Annotated in this window: 19 protein-coding genes and 1 pseudogene; 10 read left to right on the forward strand and 10 right to left on the reverse strand. The window is 71.7% G+C overall.

Annotation, left to right across the window (positions count from 1 at the left end; all coding sequences use genetic code 11):
* Positions 1-163 precede the first annotated feature (163 nt).
* Together K9S39_RS03070 and K9S39_RS42280 are read left to right on the forward strand one after the other, a co-directional pair.
* Positions 164-1,858 carry a DUF885 domain-containing protein gene (locus K9S39_RS03070; protein ID WP_248861787.1) on the forward strand — a complete coding sequence of 565 codons (1,695 nt, stop codon included), beginning with the start codon at positions 164-166 and terminating at the stop codon, positions 1,856-1,858.
* 150 nt (positions 1,859-2,008) lie between these two features.
* The gene (locus K9S39_RS42280) at positions 2,009-3,499 is read left to right on the forward strand and encodes a GNAT family N-acetyltransferase (RefSeq protein ID WP_319949527.1); all 1,491 of its coding nucleotides are present in this window, start codon (positions 2,009-2,011) and stop codon (positions 3,497-3,499) included.
* 49 nt (positions 3,500-3,548) lie between these two features.
* Here the strand turns inward: K9S39_RS42280 and K9S39_RS03085 are convergent, their stop codons facing one another.
* Complete coding sequence (locus K9S39_RS03085; protein WP_248861788.1) at positions 3,549-4,058, reverse strand: rhodanese-like domain-containing protein; 510 nt, start codon at positions 4,056-4,058, stop codon at positions 3,549-3,551.
* Positions 4,059-4,151: 93 nt separating this feature from the next.
* Here K9S39_RS03085 and K9S39_RS03090 point away from each other — a divergent pair, with 93 nt between their 5' ends.
* Positions 4,152-4,598, forward strand: coding sequence for an Lrp/AsnC family transcriptional regulator (locus tag K9S39_RS03090; protein WP_248861789.1), 447 nt, complete (start codon positions 4,152-4,154; stop codon positions 4,596-4,598).
* A gap of 28 nt (positions 4,599-4,626) precedes the next feature.
* Here the strand turns inward: K9S39_RS03090 and K9S39_RS03095 are convergent, their stop codons facing one another.
* The 3 genes from K9S39_RS03095 to K9S39_RS03105 form a co-directional block, all read right to left on the reverse strand.
* Positions 4,627-7,806, reverse strand: a complete 3,180-nt coding sequence (locus K9S39_RS03095) for an AAA family ATPase (RefSeq protein WP_248861790.1) — start codon at positions 7,804-7,806, stop codon at positions 4,627-4,629.
* A complete protein-coding gene (locus K9S39_RS03100) occupies positions 7,803-8,969 on the reverse strand; it encodes an exonuclease SbcCD subunit D (protein ID WP_248861791.1) in 1,167 nt (388 codons plus the stop codon). The genes K9S39_RS03095 and K9S39_RS03100 overlap by 4 nt, the downstream gene beginning before the upstream one ends.
* A gap of 283 nt (positions 8,970-9,252) precedes the next feature.
* Positions 9,253-9,879, reverse strand: a complete 627-nt coding sequence (locus tag K9S39_RS03105; protein ID WP_248861792.1) for a YigZ family protein — start codon at positions 9,877-9,879, stop codon at positions 9,253-9,255.
* A gap of 243 nt (positions 9,880-10,122) precedes the next feature.
* On the opposite strand from K9S39_RS03105, the gene K9S39_RS03110 reads away from it, so the two are divergent.
* From K9S39_RS03110 to K9S39_RS03130, 5 genes are all read left to right on the forward strand, one after another.
* The gene (locus tag K9S39_RS03110; protein ID WP_248861793.1) at positions 10,123-10,911 is read left to right on the forward strand and encodes a type VII secretion system-associated protein; all 789 of its coding nucleotides are present in this window, start codon (positions 10,123-10,125) and stop codon (positions 10,909-10,911) included.
* Positions 10,912-11,176: 265 nt separating this feature from the next.
* A complete protein-coding gene (locus K9S39_RS03115; RefSeq protein ID WP_406707863.1) occupies positions 11,177-11,365 on the forward strand; it encodes a ferredoxin reductase domain-containing protein in 189 nt (62 codons plus the stop codon).
* Positions 11,366-11,709: 344 nt separating this feature from the next.
* Positions 11,710-12,111, forward strand: coding sequence for a hypothetical protein (locus K9S39_RS03120; RefSeq protein WP_248861794.1), 402 nt, complete (start codon positions 11,710-11,712; stop codon positions 12,109-12,111).
* 130 nt (positions 12,112-12,241) lie between these two features.
* On the forward strand, positions 12,242-13,978 hold the full coding sequence (locus K9S39_RS03125) for a S8 family serine peptidase (protein WP_248861795.1): 1,737 nt from the start codon (positions 12,242-12,244) through the stop codon (positions 13,976-13,978).
* Positions 13,979-14,140: 162 nt separating this feature from the next.
* The gene (locus tag K9S39_RS03130; RefSeq protein ID WP_248861796.1) at positions 14,141-14,548 is read left to right on the forward strand and encodes a CoA-binding protein; all 408 of its coding nucleotides are present in this window, start codon (positions 14,141-14,143) and stop codon (positions 14,546-14,548) included.
* A gap of 268 nt (positions 14,549-14,816) precedes the next feature.
* Here the strand turns inward: K9S39_RS03130 and K9S39_RS03135 are convergent, their stop codons facing one another.
* Together K9S39_RS03135 and K9S39_RS03140 are read right to left on the reverse strand one after the other, a co-directional pair.
* On the reverse strand, positions 14,817-15,374 hold the full coding sequence (locus tag K9S39_RS03135) for a YbaK/EbsC family protein (protein WP_248861797.1): 558 nt from the start codon (positions 15,372-15,374) through the stop codon (positions 14,817-14,819).
* 26 nt (positions 15,375-15,400) lie between these two features.
* Entirely contained in the window at positions 15,401-15,973 is a 573-nt protein-coding gene (locus tag K9S39_RS03140) for a helix-turn-helix domain-containing protein (RefSeq protein ID WP_248861799.1), read from the reverse strand.
* Between the two features lie 119 nt (positions 15,974-16,092).
* Here K9S39_RS03140 and K9S39_RS03145 point away from each other — a divergent pair.
* Positions 16,093-16,491: pseudogene (locus tag K9S39_RS03145) on the forward strand (EamA family transporter); the annotation flags it as partial.
* Positions 16,492-16,504: 13 nt separating this feature from the next.
* On the opposite strand, the gene K9S39_RS03150 reads toward K9S39_RS03145, so the two are convergent.
* Positions 16,505-17,389 carry an acyltransferase gene (locus K9S39_RS03150; protein WP_248861801.1) on the reverse strand — a complete coding sequence of 295 codons (885 nt, stop codon included), beginning with the start codon at positions 17,387-17,389 and terminating at the stop codon, positions 16,505-16,507.
* A gap of 140 nt (positions 17,390-17,529) precedes the next feature.
* On the opposite strand from K9S39_RS03150, the gene K9S39_RS03155 reads away from it, so the two are divergent.
* Positions 17,530-18,069, forward strand: coding sequence for a gamma carbonic anhydrase family protein (locus K9S39_RS03155; protein ID WP_248861803.1), 540 nt, complete (start codon positions 17,530-17,532; stop codon positions 18,067-18,069).
* 56 nt (positions 18,070-18,125) lie between these two features.
* Here K9S39_RS03155 and K9S39_RS03160 read toward each other — a convergent pair whose 3' ends face one another.
* From K9S39_RS03160 to K9S39_RS03170, 3 genes are all read right to left on the reverse strand, one after another.
* Positions 18,126-18,890: an enoyl-CoA hydratase/isomerase family protein gene (locus K9S39_RS03160; RefSeq protein ID WP_248861804.1), complete on the reverse strand. Its 765-nt coding sequence runs from the start codon at positions 18,888-18,890 to the stop codon at positions 18,126-18,128.
* Positions 18,891-18,938: 48 nt separating this feature from the next.
* Entirely contained in the window at positions 18,939-20,192 is a 1,254-nt protein-coding gene (locus K9S39_RS03165; protein ID WP_248861806.1) for a cytochrome P450, read from the reverse strand.
* Between the two features lie 99 nt (positions 20,193-20,291).
* Complete coding sequence (locus K9S39_RS03170) at positions 20,292-21,659, reverse strand: cytochrome P450 (RefSeq protein WP_248861808.1); 1,368 nt, start codon at positions 21,657-21,659, stop codon at positions 20,292-20,294.
* Positions 21,660-21,664: the final 5 nt, after the last annotated feature.

Below are 21,664 nucleotides of genomic sequence, written 5' to 3' on the forward strand. Positions count from 1 at the left end.
GGCAGCGCACCGGCGCGCGACGGCACCAGGACCGTACGACGGGACCGTATGACGGCTGGACCGTACGACGACGGCACCGCAAGGCAACGGGATCGTAAAGCGACAGGCACGTCCGCCGAATTGATGGTGACGCGGCGGGTGTATCCGTACGAAGATGGCCCGCATGGCCAACACCACTCCCCTCGGAGGCAGTCAGCTGCCCCGCCAGGTCGCCGACGCCTATGTCGACGCCCTCGTCGACCTGGACCCGATCACCGGCACCTTCCTCGGCGTCGCCGAGAGTTCCGGCAGGCTCCCCGACTTCTCGCCGACGGGCCAGGAAGCGGTGGCCCAGCTCGCCCGTACGACGCTGGAGAAGCTCTCCGAGGCCGAGGCCCGGCCGGGCGGCGACAGCCCGGCCGAGCGGCGCTGCGCCCGGCTGCTGCGCGAGCGGCTGATCTCCGAACTCGCGGTACACGAGGCGGGCGAGGGGCTGCGTACGGTCAGCAACCTCAGCTCCCCGCTGCACCACGTCCGCGATGTCTTCACCGTCACCCCCACCGACACCGAGGCGGACTGGGCGGCCATCGCCCAGCGGCTGCGGGCCGTCCCGGACGCACTGGAGGGATACCGGGCCTCCCTGGACGCGGGTCTCAAACGTGAGCTGCCCGCCGGGCCGCGTCAAGTCGTCACCGTCATCGGCCAGTTGGACGAATGGATCGGTACGGACCGCAGCTGGTTCGAGGAATTCACCGACCCGGGCCCGCAGTCGCTGCGCGAGGAGCTGGCCAAGGCCGCCGCGGTGGCCACCGGCGCTCTGGTGGAGCTGCGCGACTGGCTCCGTGACGTGTACACCCCGGCCGTCGAGGGCGCGCCGGACGTCGTCGGCCGGGAACGCTACGGCCGCCTCGCGCGTTACTTCAACGGCGCCGACCTCGACCTGGACGAGGCATACGCGTTCGGCTGGGCCGAGTTCCACCGCCTGCTGGCCGAGATGCGGGCGGAAGCGGCGAAGATCCTGCCGGACGCGAAAACCCCGTGGGAGGCGCTGGCCTGGCTCGACGAGCACGGCGAGGCCATCGAGGGCGTCGAGGAGACCCGGCAGTGGCTCCAGTCGCTGATGGACGAGGCCATCGACGCGCTGGACGGCACCCACTTCGAGCTGGCCGAGCGGGTGCGCCGGGTGGAGTCCCGGATCGCCCCGCCGGGCACCGCCGCCGCCCCGTACTACACCGAGCCGTCGCTGGACTTCTCCCGGCCCGGCCGCACCTGGCTGCCGACCATGGGCCAGACCCGCTTCCCGGCGTACGACCTGGTGTCCACCTGGTACCACGAGGGCGTCCCGGGCCATCACCTCCAGCTGGCGCAGTGGGCGCATGTCGCCGACAACCTCTCCCGGTACCAGACCACCGTGGGCGGCGTCAGCGCCAACGCGGAGGGCTGGGCGCTGTACGCCGAGCGTCTCATGGACGAGCTGGGCTTTCTGACCAATGCCGAACGGCGACTGGGCTATCTGGACGCGCAGATGCTGCGGGCCGTCCGCGTCATCATCGACATCGGGATGCATCTGGAGCTGGAGATCCCGGCGAACTCGCCGTTCCATCCGGGCGAGCGCTGGACGCCGGAGCTGGCACAGGAGTTCCTGGCCTCCCACAGCAGCCGCCCGGCCGACTACATCGAGAGCGAGGTCATCCGCTACCAGGGCATGGCGGGCCAGGCCATCGGCTACAAGCTCGGCGAGCGGGTCTGGCTCCAGGGCCGGGAGGCGGCCCGAGCCCGGCACGGCGCGGACTTCGACCTCAAGGCGTGGCACATGGCGGCGCTGTCGCAGGGGTCGCTGGGGCTGGACGATCTGCTGAGCGAGCTCTCGGCGCTCTGAGACGCGGGCGGCGGGCGAAAGGCGTCCCCGGCTCCCGGGACGACGGGAACGACGGGGACTGAACGACCGGGGCACCTGCCGTGCGCCCACGGCCGGCCACCCCACTTTCCGTGTTGTGGCCGGCCGCCACCGTCCGTAGGGTCCGACACCATGGGCACCGACAGCACCCACCTCACCAACAGCGCCAGCAGCACCCGCAAGTCCGGCGCTCCCGGGCCGCACCGCCCGCTGTTCCTCTTCTCCGGCGCCCCCCACCCAGCTACCGCGGGGAGGTGCCCCCAGCGCCCCCGGCGTACGGACCCGCATTTCGCACCGGAGGCCGCGGCGGCGCGAGCGGCCGGCGCGGCGACCGCGGTGCTCGACCACGAAGCGCTGCTGTCCGGGGACGCCGAGCGGGCCGTGGCCCGGGTGCCGCGCGATGCCGGTGCCGTCTGGTATCGCGGCTGGATGCTCTCCGCCGCGCGCTACGCCGAGCTGGCTGCCGCCCTCACGGCCCGTGGCTGCCGCCTGCTGACCTCGCCCACCGCCTACCGCACCGCGCATGAACTCCCCGGCTGGTACGACACGTTCAGCGCGCTCACCCCGAAGAGCGTTTGGCTGCCCTGCGCTCCGGGCAGGGCTCCGCGGGCCGAAACCCTGGCGCGGCTGGCCCAGCCGTTCAGCGGCGGCCCCCTCGTCGTCAAGGACTGGGTGAAGTCCCGCAAGCACGAGTGGGACGAGGCCGTGTATGTGCCGGACGCGGCCGACACCGGGCGGCTGACGTCGGTGGTCGAACGGTTCATCGCCCTCCAGGAGGAGTTCCTCACCGGGGGCGTGGTGCTGCGCGCCTTCGAACCGTTCGGTGCAACGGGCGAGGCCCGGGTGTGGTGGGTGGCCGACGAGCCCGTCCTGATCAGCGCGCATCCCGATACCCCGCAGCAGCACCCGGTCCCCGATCTCACCCAAGCAGCCCCTGCAGTACGAGCATTGAGCTTACCCTTCATCACCACGGATCTTGCCAGGCGGGCGGACGGCGTCTGGCGGGTCGTGGAGGTCGGCGACGGCCAGGTCAGCGGGCTGCCCGAAGGGGCCGACACCGGGCCACTGTGCGAAGCGCTGGTCACCGTGGCCGCCGGTTTCCCGCTGACACTCAGGGAAGGGCGGGTGGCACTGCGCGCCCTGCTGCCGACCGTCGCGGCGCGGGTCGCGGACGGCGAACCCGCGGGGTTCGACTGGATCGACGGCGCACCGCCACCGGCCACGTCCGACGGCGCCAGGATCGCCGCACGCGCGGCCGCTGCCGGCCTCTACCGTCCCGGCTGGGGCGTCTTCGTCCTCACCGACGCCACGACGGGCACGGCCCTCGGCAGCATCGGCTTCCACGGCCCGCCGGACGGCGCGGGCTGGGTGGAGATCGGCTACGACCTCGCCCCGTCCGCACGCGGCGCCGGATGGGCCACCGACGCCACCCGACTGCTGGCCGGCTGGGCCGCGGCCCGGCCCGAGGTAGGCACGGTGTGCGCGCTGACCGAGCCGGAGAACCTGCCGTCGCAGCGAGTCCTCGAACGCGCCGGCTTCCGGTTCGCCGGACAACGCGACGGCCTGCGCGCCTACGAGGCCGACGGGGCCGCCTTCGCCACACCGCCGGTCCGCACCGCCTGAGGGCTGACGCGGCCGAGCGGAGGCCCACCCGCGTCCGGCCCCGGCGTCCTCAACAGCCGCAATCCGCCGCCCCGACAGGTGCCGTCAGCGGATCCGCCGGCCGCTGTTCCGTGCCCTGCCGGGTCGTGACCTCGTAGCCCTCGCGGATCCAGTACTCGATGCCGCCGAGCATCTCCTTGACCCGGTAGCCGAGCCGGGCCAGTGTGAGGGCGGCGCGGGTGGCGCCGTCGCAGCCGGGGCCCCAGCAGTACACGACGACCGGAACCGCCGGGTCCAGCAACTCCCCCGCGTCCTGCGGGATGCGGGCGGAGGGCAGATGGACGGCGCCGGGCACATGGCCCTGGTCCCATGCCTCCGTGCTGCGGGAGTCGACGACGAAGTCGAGGGGAGACGCGTCGGCGGTCGCGAGCGCGCTGTGTACGTCGGCGACATCGGTGTGGAGGGCGAGGTGCGCGGCGAAGTACGCGGCGGCGTCGGCGGGGGCGGCCGGTGGGACGGCGAGGACGGGTCCGGCGGGACGACCGCTGACGGCGTTGTGCTGCGGTATCTGTGTGATCATGGCCGATAATTTACGGTTCGTCGGGCGGGCCGATAAGCGACGATCACCGGCAGAACCCTTGATCTACCGGGGATTCCACGCTAGACAGCGGAGATGACCGGCTATTCCCCTGACGCCACCGACTGGCGCATCCTCGATGTCCTGCAGCGCAACGGCCGTGCGGGCTACGCCGAACTGGCGCGCGCCGTGAACATGTCCGCGAGCGCCGTGACCGAACGGGTACGGCGGATGGAAGAGGCCGGGGTGATATCGGGCTACGCGGCGGTGATCGACCCGGAGCGGATCGGCCTGCCGGTCCTGGCGTTTGTGCGACTGCGGTACCCGAACGGCAACTACAAGCCGTTCCACGATCTCCTGGAGACCACACCGGAGATCCTGGAGGCGCACCACGTGACGGGCGACGACTGTTTCGTCATCAAGGTCGCCGCCCGGTCGATGCGGCATCTGGAGGAGGTGTCGGGCCGGATCGGGTCCCTGGGCGCGGTGACGACCAGCGTCGTCTACTCATCGCCCCTCCCCCGCCGCCCAGTTGGGCGCTGACCTGCACCAGAACACAAGCCGACCCCGCTCACCCCTGCACCCGATGGCGCACCCTGGACCCCGACCGGTCCTTGACCACCTCCAGTTGGGCCGGGATGCGTGCCCGGAGGTCCGCGACATGGCTGACGATGCCGACGCTGCGGTCGCGTTCGCGCAGGGAGTCCAGGACGTCCAGCACTTCGTCGAGGGTCTGTTCGTCCAGGCTGCCGAAGCCCTCGTCGATGAAGAGGGTGTCCAGGCGGGTGCCGCCCGCCTCTTCGGTGACGACATCGGCGAGCCCGAGCGCCAGCGCGAGCGACGCGAAGAACGTCTCGCCGCCCGAGAGGCTGGAGGTGTCCCGCTCATGGCCCGTCCACGCGTCGATGACGTGCAGGCCGAGGCCGGAGCGACGGGCGCTGCCCGCCCGTTCGTCGGAGTGCACGAGGGTGTAGCGGCCGGCGGACATCCGGTGCAGGCGGGTGCTGGCGGCGGCCGCGACCTGTTCGAGGCGGGCGGCCAGGACGTAGGACTCCAGCCGCATCCGGCGCGCGTTCTCGGTGGAGGTGCCGGAGACGAGTGAGGCGAGGCGGGCGACGCGGTCGTAGGCGCTGCGCAGTGGGGCGAGTTCGCGGGCGTCGGCCTCGGCACGGACGGAGAGGCGGTCGAGGTCGGCGCAGCGTTCGCGGGCCGCGGCGTGGTGCGCGGAGGCGGTCCGCAGCCGGTGTGCCGCGGCGTCCAGCGCGGTGCGGGCGCCGTCCGGGTCCGCGGGTGGCAGGGCTGCGGCGGCGATGCCGTCCGGATCGGCCAACTCCGCTTTCACGGCGGCCGATTCGGCCTGCCATTCGTCGAGCTGCTGCTGCAGCGCGCGCCATTCGTCGTCGCGCAGCAGCGCCTCGGCGGCTGCCTGCGGGGTGTCGAATCCGGCGCGGTAGGCGGCGTCGGAGAGTGCGGCGTCGGCTTCCTTGAGCCGCTCGGCGCAGGAGTTCGCGGTGTGCGCCGCCTCCGCGGCGGCGGCGAGTTGGGCGACCTGTCGCTCCAGTCGGCCGGCCCGGTCGGCGACGCTGGCGCAGTCGCCCCGCGCCTGGCTCAACTCCTCTTCCAGCATGGCCCGTTCACGGTCCAGCGCCTCACGGTGCGAGGTACGGGCGGCGGCCCTGCGCTCGGCGTTCTGCTGCTCGGCGCGGCGGCGTTCGTACTCCCGCTCGGCGCGTCCCAGCGCCTCACGCGCGGCATGCAGATCCGCGCCGGCCGCGTGCTCGCGCGCGTGGTCCGACCGCAGCTCATCGACGCGGGCGGCCAGTTCGGCGGTCGGCGTCTCCCCGGCCGTGGCGGCCGCCGCTGCCAGCGCCTCCCTGACGCCCTGGCAGCGGGTCTCCGTCTCCTGGCGGGCGTTCTCGGCCCGCCGCCAGGCCGTCAGCGCCGCTTCCTCGGCCGCCCGGTCGACGTGTCCGGCGCCCGCGCGGGCCGGGTCGGGGTGCTCGGTCGCGCCGCACGCCGCGCATGCCTCGCCGTCCCGCAGGCCGTCCGCGAGTTCGGCGGCGATGCCGCGCAGCCGGCGGTCCTTGAGGTCGAGCCAGTGCTCGTGGGCGGCCAGGGAGCGTTCCCTGGCGGCGAGCAACTCACCCTCGGCCGTGCGGAGTTCTGCGGTCAGCCGGTCGCGACGGCGGGCCGCTTCCAGGCGTGCGACGGCTGGTTCGAGCAGGGGACCGAGCTGTTCCGCCCGGGTCGCGGCCTCCTGGGCGGCCTCGATGCGCCGCTGGTGGGCCCGGCGGGCGGTGTCCCATGCGGCGAGCCACTGCGCGGCGTCCAGCAGCGTCTGCTCGTCGGACCGTGCCTCGCGGTCCAGGGCGGCGTGCTCCAGGCCGATGTCGGCGGCCCGCCGCTCGGCCCGGCGGGCCGCCGCGAGCGACCCCAGGTCTTCTCTCAACCGGCGTTCCGACGAGACGAGTTGGTCGCCCTCGGCGTCGGTGAGGTCGGGAGGCAGTACGGCTCTGTACTGCCGCTCGGCGCGCTGCGCGGCGGCCAGCTCGCGCCAGGCGGCGTCCCGCAGCGCCAGGGCGGGGGCGACGTCCGCGGCCGCGCGGGCGCGCTCCAGACGGCTCCGCGTACGGCCGTGCTCCTCGGCGTGGGCGTCGAGCCGGGCGGCCCGCCGGCGGGCGTCGGCGTGCCGCTGCTGGAGCCGGTGCCGCTCGCGGGCCTCCTCCAGCCGCCGGGCCGCCGCCCGTTCCGCCGCCTCGGCCGACCGCACCGCGGCCCGGGTGATCTCCAGCCGCTCCCGCGCGCCGGCCCGGGCCACGGCGGCCCTGACCAGCACGGCCTCGGCGAATCCCGGCTCGCCTGGGCCGGGCGCGGGGGTGTCGGTACGGCCGGTCGCACCGCGGGCCGCCCCGCCCTCCGATGGCCCGGCCTGCGCGGGAACGGTGCCGGATGCCCGGCCGCGCCCCCGGACCGGTGCGGCCGGTGCGGCCCGTCCCGGGGCGGGGACCGACGGATCGGCGAGATCGGCGCTGTCACCGGCGGCCTGCGTCATCCGGTGGGCCAGCGCCAGCAGCCGTTCGTCGCCCGCAGCCACCCGGTCCGCCGCCGCCGTCCGGCGTGCGGTCAAACGCTCCTCAAGGGCGGCGAATCTGCGCGTGTCGAAGAGCCGCCCGAGCAGCCGGGCCCTGGCCTCGGCGTCGGCGCGCAGGAAACGCGCGAAGTCGCCCTGCGGCAGCAGCACCACCTGGCAGAACTGCTCCTTGCTCATGCCGAGCAGCTGGCCGATCTCCTCGCCGATCTCCTGATGGGAGCGGCTCAGCGCCTTCCAGTCGCCGCCGCCGGAACCGTCAGCGGCCGGCGCGTCCCCGGCACCGGGCGCCTGCGCGGGCGCATACTCCCGCAGCCGGCTCTGCGCCTTCTCCCGGGTCGTCCCGCTGCCCCGTTTCTTGGGTCGGGTCTGCTCGGGCAGCCGGGTGATCTCCAACCGCCGTCCGCCCACGGTGAGTTCGAGGACGACCTCGGTGAGGGTCAGCGGGTCCGCGAGGTCGCTGCGCAGCGCCTGGCCGTTCTGCCGCGCTCCGGGCACCGACCCGTAGAGCGCGAAGCACACGGCGTCCAGGACCGAGGTCTTCCCGGCGCCCGTCGGCCCGTGCAGCAGGAACAGTCCGTCGCGCGAGAGCCGGTCGAAGTCGACGGTGTGGGTGCCGGCGAACGGGCCGAAGGCCGTGACGGACAGCCGGTGCAGCCTCATCGCGCCACCTCGTGCACCGTGTCGTCGAGGCGTACCTCGTCGATCGCGGACCGCAGTTCGGCCCGCTCGTCCTCGTCGGCCGCGCGTCCGGCCCGTACGTGTGCCACGAAGTCCTCGGCGATCTCCTGGTCGCTGCGCCCGCGCAGCCGCTGCGCGTACGAGGCCGTTGAACGGGCGGGCCCCTCATCGGGGTCGAAGACCAGGCTGAGGACATGCGGGAAGCGCTTGCCGAGCCGGGCCATCGGTTCGTGCGGGCGGGAGGTGTCGGTGAGCGTCGCCTCCACCCAGGAATCCTCGTACCGGGCCAGCGCCGGATCGTCCAACAGGCGTTCCAGCGGGCCCCGGATACGGGCCAGCGGGCGGGGCACCGGGCAGTCCACCCGCTCCGCGCGCACCGTGCCCGCCGCGTCGAGGTCGACGATCCAGGTCGACTTGCGGTGGTCGGCCTCGGAGAAGGAGTAGGCGAGCGGGGATCCGGAGTAGCGGACCCGTTCGGTGAGGGTCTGGCAGCCGTGCAGATGTCCGAGGGCGGCGTAGTCGACACCGTCGAAGACAGCCGCGGGGACGGAGGCGACGCCGCCGACGGTGATATCGCGCTCACTGTCGCTGGGGGCGCCGCCGGTGACGAAGGCGTGCGCGAGGACGACGGACCGCATCCCCCGGGGCCGGGCGGCCAGGTCGGCCCGTACCCGGTCCATCGCCGCGCCCAGCACGTCGGCGTGGCCGGCCCGTGGGGCGCCGAGTTCGTCGCGCACCATGGCTGGTTCGAGATACGGCAGCCCGTAGAGCGCCACCGGGCCGTGCGCGTCGGCGAGCAGCACGGGGGTGCCGCAGGCCGCCGGGTCGGTGCGCAGATGGATGCCGGCGCGCCGCATCAGTCCGGAGCCGACGCCCAGCCGGCGGGCGGAGTCGTGGTTGCCGGAGATCATGACCGTGGGGACGCCGAGCCCGGCGAGGCGGTGCAGGGCGTCGTCGAAGAGCTCCACGGCGGCGAGCGGCGGCACGGCACGGTCGTAGATGTCCCCGGCGACGAGCACCGCGTCGACCTCCCGCTCGCGGACCGTCTCGACGAGGTGATCGAGGAACGCGCGCTGCGCGGTGAGCAGGCTCACACGGTGGAACGACCGCCCCAGGTGCCAGTCGGAGGTGTGCAGCAGTCTCACCGATGGGCTCCGGCCCGCATGTGTTCGTCCCTCTCCCCGCTCGCGGCTGATGATCGCCCCCAAGTTTCGCACCCGGAGAGGTGTGCGGTGGGCACTCCCCGGCGGATGACGACGGATCCGGTCAGGCGGTGACCTCGGGATCCGGGCGGCCGGCTGATGACAGTGGCCTGTCGCTGACGGCGATGGCCCGACACCGTCCGATGCGGGGACGAAGCCCACCCGCTCCTCCGGTAAGTCAGGCACCGGTCAGCCTCTTCTCACACCGGCACCCCGCCGGTCCCGGTCACACGTCCCCGTACGCCTCGCCGCCCAGCTCCAGCTTCGCGGTCCCCGCCGTCACATCGGCCAGCCAGGCGCCAAAGGCGGTCAGATCGGCCTCCGGCAGCCCGACCTCGATGCGGACGTCCGCCCCGTAGGTCACCTCGCGCACCGCACGCCCCGTCGTCCGCAGATCGTTCTCCACCCGGCCCGCACGCTGGTGGTCGACAGTGACCGTCACCAGCCGGAAGCGCTGCCGGGTGACGGTGCCCAGCACGTCCAGCGCCTCCCCGACGACGCCTCCGTAGGCCCGGATCAGACCGCCCGCGCCGAGCTTGACGCCGCCGAAGTACCGCGTGACGACGGCGACGGCATAGCGCACCTCGCGGCGCACCAGCATCTGCAGCATCGGTGCGCCCGCGGTGCCGCCCGGCTCACCGTCGTCGCTCGCCTTCTGGACGCCGCCGTCGGCGCCGAGGACATAGGCGAAGCAGTGGTGGCGGGCGGTGGGGTGCTCCTTGCGGATGCGCGCGATGAAGTCCTGGGCCTCGGTCTCGGTCGCGACGGGCGCGAGCGCGCAGAGGAAGCGGGACTTGTTGATCTCGATCTCGTGGACACCCTCGCGCGCGAGAGTCCGGTACTGATCCTGCATCGCACCAGCCTATGCGGGCCCACTGACAGACGGACACCACACGTCCCAGGCGCAGCGCCGCGCTGCGGTGTCCGCCGTACGGGCGCAGCCCGCACGGCCAGGCGGCGGACTCGCACGGCCCGCACGGTGCGTCGGGCAGACGTCCGGGGTGCCCGTAGGCACTGTGAGCCCAGGGCGAGGGCCTCGTGATTCCGGGGCCGACTCGTGCACTCAGGATCGGAACGGCGGGTTGGCGGAGGCTTCATGGACAACAGCACACAGGCGGCGATGACGGCGGGCGAACCGAAGACGGGTTCGGATATGCCCGAGCCGCCCCCGGAGGTCATCGAGGCGGCACGGAACGCGCCCGATCACTGGCTGGCGATGGTGGATCTGACCTGGTCGGGCGAGGGGGCACCGCCGCTGTGGGCGCTGATCGGCCAGTGGCGGTCGGGACCGACCGGCGAAATCGAGGAGTGGCGGGACAACCCGGAGTACCGGCCGTCCCCGCAGATGCTGGACTGGGCGGACCCGGCCGACGCCGTCGACCGGGCCGTACAGCTCGCCGCCACCGGTTACGGCCCGGCCCAGGACGTGCACGAGACACTGGCGCGCGCGGAGGTCTCCGTGCTGGTCACCACGACCGGGACCCCGCTGGCCGCGGCCTCTCCCGAGGGCACCCCGGTGATCCCCGTCTACACCTCGCCGGTCTATCTCGAATCCGTGGGACGTCTGCTGTACGACCGGCGGCCGGTGGCCGAACTCGTCGAGCAGCTGCCGCCGGGCCACGCCCTGTATCTGAACCCGACCGGCCCGGTGAGCATGCTGGTGGAGACCGGGCCGCTGCGTGCGGCGCTGGCCGCCGTCGGGGCCGGCGCCACGGAGCAGCCGGACGATGCCGACGAGACGGCCGCTCCGGGGGCGCTGCGTCCCGGCACCGGGGCCGCCGGGGTCGAGCCGGTGCCGATCGGCAAGCCGGCCCGCACCACGGGCGGCAGCAGCGTCGTCGGGGCCGGGATGGCAGGCAGCGGGGTGGTCGGCGGCCCGAACTGACCGTCGGCACACGGACCCGCCCCGCCCGTCTTCCCCTTCGGGCGGGGCGTCTGCATAGGCGCCGGAATTCCGGCCCGACGGACGCACCGGGAATCCAGCCCGATTCCTCAGAGGAACAGTCAGAACGCGAGCATGTTCAGACGGGGGGAAGCCACGTCGGGCGCGCAGATCTGCAGCGGCATCAGCCAGTTCGCGCAACCGGTGAACAGCGGCATCGCCCGGTTGTGCTGGTCTCCCTGGCATCGGCTGCACCCCCGTGACGAGCATGTCGGCCCATCTCGCCGCTTTCGGTTCGTCCCGCCCGGTGCTGGTCCTGCACGCCGACCGCTCCCCCGCCGACCACGCCCTGCGCGCCGAGACACACGAACTCGTCGAACAACTGCCGGGCGCCCGTGCCGTCTTCTGGTACGAGCGCCCCGGTCCGGAGGAACCCGGCGCCCGACTCGGTACGTAGCTCCTTCCTGACGCCGCGGCCGCGCAGCAGCATGACCGGCCCGGAGACGCCCAGAGCCATGCCGAACGTCCTGAGCAGGGCGCCGTCTTGGCGGTAAGCAGCCTGTCCCAACGGCACCATTGGCCCCGGTTCGACGACGACCCCGCGGGCGCTGGGCTGCAGGGCGAACCACATGCTGCGCGAGTCGGTGATTCGCCCGTCTTGACTCCCGTCTGGGCGGTCATGGACTGCGGCCCAGGTGACGTCACCTTAACTTCGGGTCGTCGGTTTATTCCGATAAGGCTGATTTAGACTTTATGTCAGCTTCTCTCGTGTTTACATCGGATGGAGCATTCATAACGGTGATGACCGGTACCCAACAACCCCTGCAGCAGTTCGGTCAGCAGACCGGAGGCCAGCAGCAGATCACGCAGGTGGTCCAGCAGGCGATCCAGCAGGCGTGTCAGCAGACGAGCCAGCAGGTCGCGCAGCAGATGCAGCAGGTCCAGCAGCAGCTCCAGCAGCAGGGCCTGGGCCACCAGGCCCACCCGTACCTCGCCCTCGCGCTGCACCGCGCACTGCACGCGGGCATCCGGCACGCGGTGGAGCAGTCCGTGCAGCAGGCGCTGCCGACCGCGATCGTGACCCTGCTTCAGCAGGGTCAGCAGGGCCAGCAGTGGGGCGGCGGGTTCGGCCAGCAGTTCCCGCAGTACCAGCAGCCGGGCTTCGGCTACGGCCAGATGGGTCAGCCCTTCGGCATCGGCTGAACCCTGGCGGCGCGCGATGCGGTGTGCCCCGGAGTGCTTCCCGGGCACACCGCATCACCGTGGAAGCGCGAGCCGCCTGTTACCGGATCAGGAGCAGAAATACGACGTAGGCGTGGTGAAGGTGGACGTAATGGTCAAGGAAAGGCCCGGAAACAGCCGCGAGAGCGGGTCCGAGGGCGCGGGGGCAGGTGGACCGGGCCCCGAGGGCAAGGAAACGGGGCCACGCAAGGAAGGCGCGCCGACACCCCTCACGGTGCAGCCACGCCGGGAGCGGTATTTGGTGACACCGCTGCCGCAGCAACTGCTCCCACCGGGAGTGCCCGAACTCGACATGGACACGGTCTGTGACCGGCTGGACCAGATGCCCGAGGTCACAGTGATCCGCAGACTCCAGCCGTCGGAGAAGCTCCAGTCGGCCGGGCTGCCCCCCTCCTGCCCGGAAATCGCGGTCGTCGAGGCAGCCGAGGCCCAGATCCCGGCGATGCAGTCGCTCCACGTACACATCGAGCCGGACCTGCCACTGGCCGGAACCGGACCCGCCGCCACACCGGCCGCGGGGATTCTGCCGCTCCGCGATCCGGGGCTGGTCACGCCGCTGGAGCAACCCGTAGAAATCTCGTTGCGCGTCTGTGGCCCGGACGGCGAACCGCTGGCCGGCGCGGGGGTGTTCCTGATCGGGGCGACCTGGCCGAGCCAGGGCATCACCAGGGCCGACGGGACGGTCACCATCGCGCTGGCGACGGAGACCGCACACTCCGTCCGGTCCCTGTACGTGCGCCCCAGGAGCGGTTACACGGACCGCTGGATCCCTCGCCCCGACCTGTCGGCGACCCGGGAGAACGTCGTCACCCTCACCCCGCTGGCCAAGGCGTACCCGGAGTTGGAGAAGCGGCAGCGGTACGGGTGGGGCCAGCAGGCCATGCGGCTGGACCGGCTGCCCCCCACGTTCCGCGCCTTCGGCGTCAAGATCGCGGTCATCGGGTCGGGGGTCAGCGCCGAGCACCCCGATCTGAAGGAACGGGTGCGCTCCGGGGTCGATCTGGTTCGCGGCACGGACGACGGATGGGCTCGCGACACCGTGGGCAGCGGTACACACGCGGCGGGCATCATCGCCGGGGCGGACACCGGCAAGGGCGTCATCGGTATCGCGGTCGACGCCGAGATCGAGGTCTGTCAGGTGATGCACGACGGGCATTTCAGCGATCTCATCGCCGCGCTGGACCACTGCATCGCACACGAGGTCGACATCGCGCACATCGCGGTGGCGACCCCGTACTCGTCGGCGCTGGTCTCCCGCAAAGTCGCCGACGCCAACGCGGCGGGCATCGCCTGCGTCGCCCCGGCGGGCGACACCGGCGGGCCGGTCGCCTTCCCGGGCTCGCTGCCCACCGTGTTCGCCGTGGGCGCGCTGGGAGCCTTCGGCTCGTACCCGCAGGGCACGTCCCAAGCCACCCATTTGGGGCCGCAGTTGACACCGGAAGGGCTGTTCGCCGCGCCGTTCAGCTGCTACGGGCCCGGCGTCGACGCGGCCGCCCCCGGTGTGGCGGTCCTGTCGTGCGTGCCACAGGGCGGATACACGGCTCTCGACGGCACCGGCACGGCCTCGGCGCATGTCGCCGGCCTCGCCGCCCTCGTTCTCGCTCACCACGAGGACTTCCACGGCCAGCTGCTGCCCCGCGGATCCGGCCGGGTGCAGCGCTTGTTCGAGATCATCTCGGCCAGCTGCCGCCCGCTGGCCGCGCAGGGCACACAGGAAGCGGCCCACGTCGGACGCGGCTTGCCCGACGGTCTCATCGCCCTCGGCCTGGCCCCGGGAGTGCAGCTCGCTCCGGCCTTGTCGCCCTACGCCCCGTCGATGGCGGGTTGAGCCCGTCCTCACGGCAGGCTCACAGAACGGCACCCGCCTTGAGGGACGGGTGCCGTTCTGCGCCGTACCGGCGAACCCAGTCACCCCACAGCGTCCGAAAGGAATCAGCCAAGCCGATCACCCGTTGTGCTGCACAGGGACCATGGACTACAGGAGGCACCGATGCACGACGACCAGGCGACCATCCGCAGAATCCTCACCGAGCTCGGAGACACCTGGGCCGTCGTGGGACTGTCCGGGAACCGGCAGCGCGCCGCGTACGGCGTCGCAGAGGTGCTGCAGGGTTACGGCAAGCGGATCGTCCCCGTGCACCCGAAAGCCGAGACCGTGCACGGGGAAGTGGGCTATCCGTCCCTTGATGCCGTCCCCTTCAAGGTCGACGTGGTCGACGTCTTCGTGCGCAGCGACCTCGCCGGAGCCATCGCCGACGAAGCCGTCACCATCGGCGCCGAGGCCGTCTGGTTCCAGCTCGGGGTCAAGGACGACGCCGCCTACCACCGCACCCGCGCCGCCGGTCTCGCCATGGTCATGGACCGCTGTCCGGCGATTGAGATTCCCCGTTTGGGCTGAGCGCGGGCCGGGTCAGCGTCCGGGCGTGATCGCACCACGTGCCGCTGTTCCCGAGGACGCCGCCGAGCTCGTCCGGCTGATGTTCTTTGCGATGAACGGGCCTGATGAGCCGGGGGGTTGGGAGCGGGACGCGGAGGCGGTGGGGCGCCGGCAGCCGGCCGGTCCGGATGCGCCCCTGGGCGGGTTCGTCGTGGACGGCGACCTCGCGGACGGCGACGCGCGGGTGCGCCGTATCTGGCGGCGTGCGCGGTGGGGCGGCGGCGTGAGCCTAGGCCACGCCGAGCCCCTCCAGGACCGTGGCGCCCGGCAGTTGGGCCAGCGCCTTGCCCGGTACGATCAGCTTGCCGCGGCGGCCGCCGCTGCCGATCAGCGCGTACGGCATATCGGCCACGGCGGAGTCCACCAGAATCGGCCAGGAGGTGGGCAGGCCGATCGGGGTGATGCCGCCGTACTCCATGCCGCTGTCCCCGACCGCGGTGTCCGTCGGCGCGAACGACGCCTTACGGGCGCCCAGTTGGCGGCGTACCACGCCGTTGACGTCGACCCGGGTGTGTGAGCGGACCACGCAGGCGGCCAGGGTGACCGTGCCGCCGCGCTTGCCGGCCACCACGACACAGTTCGCCGACTGCTGGAGCAGCCAGGCGCCGTGATGCGCGACGAGGGATTCGGTGTCCGCGATGGCCGGATCCGTATCGACATAGCGGAGTTCCTCGACCGGTACGGGTCCGCGCCAGCCGCGGATCGCGGCGGCGACGGGTTCGGTCAGCAGGTCCAGGGACTCGGCGGCGGGCCGGACATCGTCGAAGGCATCCATCGGCACGGGCATGGCGACAAGCTAACAGGCGCGGTGGTTCAGCGGCCGAGCGGGATGATCACCGACATGGCCATCTCCACCGGCTCCGTACCGTCGTTGCGGTAGCCGTGGGCGACCTTGGCCTCGAAGGTCGCCGAGGCACCCGCGGGCACCGTGTGCTCCTCGCCGTCGACGAGGAGCGTCAGCGTGCCGACGCGCACATGCAGCAGCTCGACGGTGCCGGGCGGATGGGGATCGGAGCGGCTTTCGTCGCCGGGCATCAGCCGCCAGTCCCACAGTTCGAAGGGGCCGGGCGCCTCGGCCCCCACCAGCAGTGAGGTCTGGCTGCCGGCGTCGGTGGACCACATCCGCACCGCCTCGCCCGGCGCCACGATCCGTACCTGCGGGCCCTGTTCGTAGTCCAGCAGCGTGGTGATGCTGACGCCGAGCGCGTCGGCGATCTTGACGGTGGTGCCCACGCTCGGGTTCGTACGGGCCTGCTCGACCTGGATGATCATGCCGCGGCTGACCCCGGCGCGGGCCGCCAGGGCGTCGAGGGTGTAGCCGCGTTCGGTGCGCCAGCGTTTGAGATTGCGCGCCAGCGACTGGGTGAGCTGGTCGAGGTCAGTCACGGTCCACCGACTCCAAGTTCACGTGGAAGTGTTCAATATATTCAATGTCGCGGTCGAATTTTTTGCACTACGGTGTGGTGCACTTCAGCGTCCAGCTCACTGTACTGCGAGGTTTCGCCATGACCACGGCCTTCGCCCTGGCCACCGGCCTTCTCTTCGGGCTCGCCGACTTCGGCGGCGGACTGCTCACCCGGCGTCTGCACCCGCTGACCGTGGTGGTCGTCTCGCAGACGCTGGCCGCCGTGGTGCTGGGCGCCATCGTGGTGATCACCGGCGGCTTGCGCGAGGCCGGGCCGCAGCTGTGGTAGGCGGTCGCGGCCGGCGTCGTGGGACCCCCCGCGATGCTCTCCTTCTACCGCGCCCTGGCGCTCGGGCCGATGGGTGTGGTCTCACCGCTCGGGGCGATCGGCACCGTCGTCACCGCGCTCGCCGCGCTCGGCATCCTCAAGGAGCGGATGCGCGCGATCCAGACGGCGGGCGCCTCGCTCGCCCTGATCGGGGTGCTGCTCGCCTCCGGCGGCTGACGCCCACTCAGCGGGCGCCCCGGACGGGCAGGTTCTTCGCCGCGTCCGCCGACGACCGCGGCGCGGCGGCCGTCCCCGTCCCGTCCGCCCCCGTTCCACCCATCTCCGTCCCGTCCGTCTTCATCGCGTCCACCCCCGCCCTGTCCGTCTCCACCGCCGCGTCCTGCCACTCCGCCAGCGCGAGCAACTGCTCCGGGCTGACGCCCTCGGGAATCGGCACCGGCGCCGGCGTCCGCAGCGGCGGCTGCCAGCCCGCCTCCGGGTCCCAGCTGCGGACGACCTTGGCGGGCGCGCCGGCGACCACCGCGTGGTCGGGGACCTCACCGCGGACGACGGAGCCGGCCGCGACCACGACGTTCCTGCCCAGCCGCGCCCCGGGCAGGATGACCGCCCCGGTGCCTATCCAGCTGCCGGGGCCGATGGTCACCGGGTCGGCACGCGGCCACTGCTTCCCGACCGGCACCTCCGGGTCGTCGTAACTGTGGTTGGTGGTGGTGATGTAAACACCGGGGCCGAAGAAGCAGTCGTCGCCGATCGTCAGCCGGACATCCGCGATCACATGGCTGCCGCGGCCCAGCACCACGCCGTTGCCCAGGGTGAGGATCGGTTCCGCGCCGAGATCGAGGTCCGGCATCATGCCGGCGGTCAGCGTCACGTCCTGGGCGATGATGCAGTGGTCGCCGATCTCGATCCACGGGTCGCCGAAGACCGTGCCCTGCGGGTAGGCGAGCCGGGTGCCGTGGCCGATCCGGCGGAAGCGGTACGGTCCGGGGCGCTCGGCCGTGACGGCAGCGGCCTGCCTCACCCAGCGCGCGCCGCCGTGGACGGCACGGGACACGGCCCGGCGCCGCCACGCCGCCATGGATGAGAACACGTTCTTGTTCATCGGCACTCGCACACCGTACTCAGCGCGGCGGACGACCGGCCGCACAGCGCGCTGTGATCTTCGCCCCACCGTCGGCCGCCCCGGCCCGGCCGGCTGTCGTCTACGGTGCTGTGGGCGCGGCACAGACCTGACGAGGAGAGCCAACGATGACCGGACGGGCGTTGATCGCACAGGTGGGCGGCGCGGAACCGAAGATCGATCCGGCGGCGTTCACCGCTCCGACATCCGTCGTGCTCGGCGAGGTCACCCTGGCCGCGGGGGCGAGCATCTGGTACCACGCCGTCCTGCGTGCGGACTGCGGCCCGATCATCCTGGGCGCCGACAGCAACATCCAGGACAACTGCACGGTGCATGTGGATCCGGGCTTCCCGGTGACCGTCGGCGCGCGGGTGTCCGTCGGCCACAACGCGGTGTTGCACGGCTGCACCGTCGAGGACGATGTCCTGGTCGGCATGGGCGCCACGGTCCTGAACGGTGCGCATATCGGCGCGGGCTCACTGGTCGCCGCGCAGGCGCTGGTCCCGCAGGGCTTGCGGATACCGCCCGGTTCGCTGGTCGCCGGAGTGCCGGCGAAGGTCAAGCGGGAGCTGACCGATGAGGAGCGCGAGACCATCACGCTGAATGCCGCGATGTATCTGGAGCTGATGGCGCGGCATCGGGACGCGGTGACGGACGTCGAGAGCTGAGCCTGGCTGTCCGGTGGTGGGTGCGGCCCGTCGGGACCGCACCACGGCCGCGTGTGTCAGCGGCGCCGCGCGGACTCGGCCGCGGCCAGCACGGATGTCATCAGCTCCGCGTCGAACAGGGTGGCGTCCGCGAGGCGGTTGGCTCCCGCGTACGCGTTCATCATCACCTTGGCGGTCCGCAGGGCCGTGGCGGACCTGCGGACCAGCGGTCTGGTCCACAGTCTGATCGCGTCGTCCAGCTTCTCCTCGGGCACGACCTTGTGGAGGATGGACAACTCGGCCGCCTTGGCCGCGTCGAAGCTGTCACCGGTGAGGACCAGCTCGCGGATCCGTGCAGCGCCCGTCTCGTTGAGCAGCCGTGGCAGCGCGCCACCCCAGGCGGGCGGCATACCGAGGGCGAGCTCCGGCATCCGGAAGCGGCAGTTGTCCGCCCCGGCCCGCAGGTCGCAGAAGAGCGACAGGGCCAGCCCCGCGCCGATCACCCCGCCGTGCAGCCGGGCGATGGTGACGGCGTTGGCAGTCGCCAGGGCGTCGCAGACCCGGCGTGCCTTGGCCGCGAGCACCCGCAGCTCCGCTCCCCCGGGGTCGGCGGCGAGCAGCTCGGTGAACTCCTTGCGGTCGCCGCCCAGGCTGAAGTCGGCCCCCGCTCCGGAGAGGATCAGTACGCGTACACCGGGCTCGTCCGGCAAAGCGCCCAGCACGGCGAGGAGTTCGTCAAGGAGCAGGCCGGAGACGGCGTTCCCGGTCTCCGGGCTGTTCAGCTGCACCTTGAGGACCGGCCCCTCGGGGATGACGCGGAGGGCCTTGAAGTCTTCGACCACGATGTTCCTTGTTCGTCGGTTCTCATTGCCCCGATTACTGTCAAAGCGTCAAGAAGCGGTGATCCGCAGCTCCATGATGCGCCGGAAGCCCACACGTGGCGCCCAGACCGGGGCGGCGCTGACACTGAGGCCGGGCAGGCGTCTGAGCACCCCGGTCAGCAGTGTCGTCGCTTCCAGACGCGCCAGCTGCGCGCCCAGGCAGTAGTGGATTCCGCCACTGAAGCTCAGATGGCCGGCCTTGCGGCGGACATCGAAAATATGCGGATCGATATGGTGGGCCGGATCGTGGTTGGCGGCACCGACCATGAGATGCACCATCCGGTCCTTCTCGATGGGCACTCCGGCGAGGGTGGTGTCGGCGGGGGCGATCCGACTGATCACATGGTTCGGGGAGTCATAGCGCAGCACCTCCTCGACCGCCTCCGGTATGTGCTGCGGATGCGCGCGCAGCCAGCCCATCTGGAGCGGGTGTTCCAGGAGCAGCCACATCATGGTGGACAGCAGGGCCGACGTGGTCTCCGGCGCGGCCAGGAAGACCAGAAGCGCGAGGAGGTAAACGGCTTCGTCGGCCGCCTCCCGGTCGGATTCCAGTTCGTCCCAGGTCCGGAGCCAATGCGAGACCGGATCGTCACCGGGCGACCTGCGACGTTCCTGCACCAACGCTCTGAAGTACGCCTCCAGTTGATCGGTCGCCGCGTCGGAACGCGCGAGCTGGCTCGCCGAGGGCAGCAGCTCCTGGGTGAACACCTGGTCGTGGGCGAGTGACCGCAGCAGGGGGTAATCGGCGGACGGAAGGTGCAGCCATCCGCCGATCGCGCTCATCGGCAGTTCTTCGCTGACAATCGCGCTGAAATCGGCCTCGCCGTTCCGCAATTCCACGGTGAGCCGGTCGAGAAGTTCCTCCACCGTTTTCCCGATCGAAATCTTCAGCAAAGGCAGAGTTTTCCGGTCGAACATGTTCCCCACCGAGCGGCGCACCCGGGTGTGCTGCGCCCCATTGAGCGCGGGCATGGTTCTGCTCATTTCGCGTGACGAACGCGCCCCCCAGCGCGTCCCGTCACCCTGCCGAGCCCGCCATGCACTGTCCGGTACCTGCCAAGCCTTATCCCTTAACACCTGGTCACACAGGCCGTAAGAGGTGATCAGGTACCCGCCCCACGGAGCCGGAACCACGTCCCCCATGGACCTGAGTTCCGCATAGACAGGCAAGGGATTCGCCTGGCCGCTCGCCGTCCGCAGACGAGAGAAGAGCGAAATCACCGCACGCCGATCAACAATTGGGGAGGCCAGGGCGGGCTGCACAGTGACTCCTTCAGAAGATCGGGTAAGTCGCGACACCCCTATCTTCCCCCGCACTTGAACGTTCATACGGCGAATGAATGCTCGACGCTGTTGTGAACGTCACACCTTCCACCAGCTGAGGAAACCACTCCACCAACTATTCTTCCGCGATTTGCCGGAGCCGCCTTGGGGCGAGGCAGTCTCGACCCCACGGTCGCCGGCCGGAGCGGGAGCGGCCAGCCGCCGTTCGCCCGGCACCGGGGTGAAGCGGGCGGGCAGCGCGTTGAGCGCCCGGTGGAACGGCCCAGGACGCCACGTCAAGCTCTCCTCGGGCACGCCCAGTTCGATGTCCGGCAGGATGTTGAGAAGCTTCTCGATGGCCCGGACCGAGATCAGCAGGGCCGGGTCCTTGGCGGGGCAGGCGTGCGGGCCGGCTCCCCAGGCGAGGTGCGCCCGCTTGCTGAGCGTCTGTCGGCCCACGGACAGGTTCGGGTCGGTGTTGGCCGCGGCGAAGCTGATCACCACGGGGTCGCCGGCGGTCAGCTTGGTGCCGGCGATCTCCACGTCCTGCACAGGGTAGTGCGTCGCGTAGTTGGCGATCGGCGGGCTGTTCCACAGCACGTCATTGATGGCGTCGTCGACCAGGACACCGGCCGAGTGCTGGCCTCCCGCGTAGTTCTCGTCGCACAGCAGCAGTCGCAGGGCACTGGAGATGATGTTCTGCATCGGCTCGGCGCCCGCTCCGATGAGCAGCACCAGCTGATGGATCATCTCCTCGTCGGACAGGTTGGCCTGATGGGCCATCAGCCACGAGGTGACGTCATCGCCGGGATGGGCACGCTTCAGCGCAACCAGCTCGAACAGCGACTCCGTCAGGACCTCGTTCGCCTTTTCCGCGTCGACCCCGTCGAAAATGCCGGAGAAACCGAAGACCAGCCGGTCACCGATTTCGGCCGGGCAGCCGAAGAGGTCATTGAAGACCAGCAGCGGCAGCCATTGCGCATAGTCGGATATCAGATCGGCCTTGCCCCGGCTGCTGAACTGCTCGATGAGATACGAGGCGACGCGGTCGACATGCCGGCTCATCCGGTGCATATCGATCCGGGCCAGGCTGTCCGTCACCGCCTGGCGCAACCGCAAATGCTCGGCGCCGTCGGAGAACATGCTGTTCGGTCGGTACATCATCATGGGCAGGACCGGGCTGTCCAAAGGAACCTGCCCCTCGTTCAGAGCCCGCCACCGCCGGGAATCCCGCGCGAAGGCATCGGGATTCTGCAGCACCCGCAGCGCCGCGGCGTAGTCCGTGACCAGGGTCGCCTCCACTCCGGGCGCCAGTTCGACGGGGGCGCCGGCACCGTACTGCCGCAGATGCTCGTAGAACGCCTCGGGAGCGGCGGCGAATTCGGGCCCGTGCAGCGGGACGCGCTCGCCGTCGGTGTGTGCGGGGCAGCCCGGTGGCGGGCCCTGGAATTCCGAGTGAGATTGCATGCCTG

The organism is Streptomyces halobius (assembly GCF_023277745.1).
Lineage (GTDB): Bacteria > Actinomycetota > Actinomycetes > Streptomycetales > Streptomycetaceae > Streptomyces > Streptomyces halobius.

Excerpts from the sequence above, each read along its gene's own strand:
- K9S39_RS03070 (WP_248861787.1), top strand. The coding sequence starts at position 164 with ATGGCCAACACCACTCCCCTCGGAGGCAGTCAGCTGCCCCGCCAGGTC.
- K9S39_RS42280 (WP_319949527.1), top strand. The coding sequence starts at position 2,009 with ATGGGCACCGACAGCACCCACCTCACCAACAGCGCCAGCAGCACCCGC.
- K9S39_RS03085 (WP_248861788.1), bottom strand. The coding sequence starts at position 4,058 with ATGATCACACAGATACCGCAGCACAACGCCGTCAGCGGTCGTCCCGCC.
- K9S39_RS03090 (WP_248861789.1), top strand. The coding sequence starts at position 4,152 with ATGACCGGCTATTCCCCTGACGCCACCGACTGGCGCATCCTCGATGTC.
- K9S39_RS03095 (WP_248861790.1), bottom strand. The coding sequence starts at position 7,806 with ATGAGGCTGCACCGGCTGTCCGTCACGGCCTTCGGCCCGTTCGCCGGC.
- K9S39_RS03105 (WP_248861792.1), bottom strand. The coding sequence starts at position 9,879 with ATGCAGGATCAGTACCGGACTCTCGCGCGCGAGGGTGTCCACGAGATC.
- K9S39_RS03110 (WP_248861793.1), top strand. The coding sequence starts at position 10,123 with ATGGACAACAGCACACAGGCGGCGATGACGGCGGGCGAACCGAAGACG.
- K9S39_RS03115 (WP_406707863.1), top strand. The coding sequence starts at position 11,177 with ATGTCGGCCCATCTCGCCGCTTTCGGTTCGTCCCGCCCGGTGCTGGTC.
- K9S39_RS03120 (WP_248861794.1), top strand. The coding sequence starts at position 11,710 with ATGACCGGTACCCAACAACCCCTGCAGCAGTTCGGTCAGCAGACCGGA.
- K9S39_RS03125 (WP_248861795.1), top strand. The coding sequence starts at position 12,242 with ATGGTCAAGGAAAGGCCCGGAAACAGCCGCGAGAGCGGGTCCGAGGGC.
- K9S39_RS03130 (WP_248861796.1), top strand. The coding sequence starts at position 14,141 with ATGCACGACGACCAGGCGACCATCCGCAGAATCCTCACCGAGCTCGGA.
- K9S39_RS03135 (WP_248861797.1), bottom strand. The coding sequence starts at position 15,374 with ATGCCCGTGCCGATGGATGCCTTCGACGATGTCCGGCCCGCCGCCGAG.
- K9S39_RS03155 (WP_248861803.1), top strand. The coding sequence starts at position 17,530 with ATGACCGGACGGGCGTTGATCGCACAGGTGGGCGGCGCGGAACCGAAG.
- K9S39_RS03170 (WP_248861808.1), bottom strand. The coding sequence starts at position 21,659 with ATGCAATCTCACTCGGAATTCCAGGGCCCGCCACCGGGCTGCCCCGCA.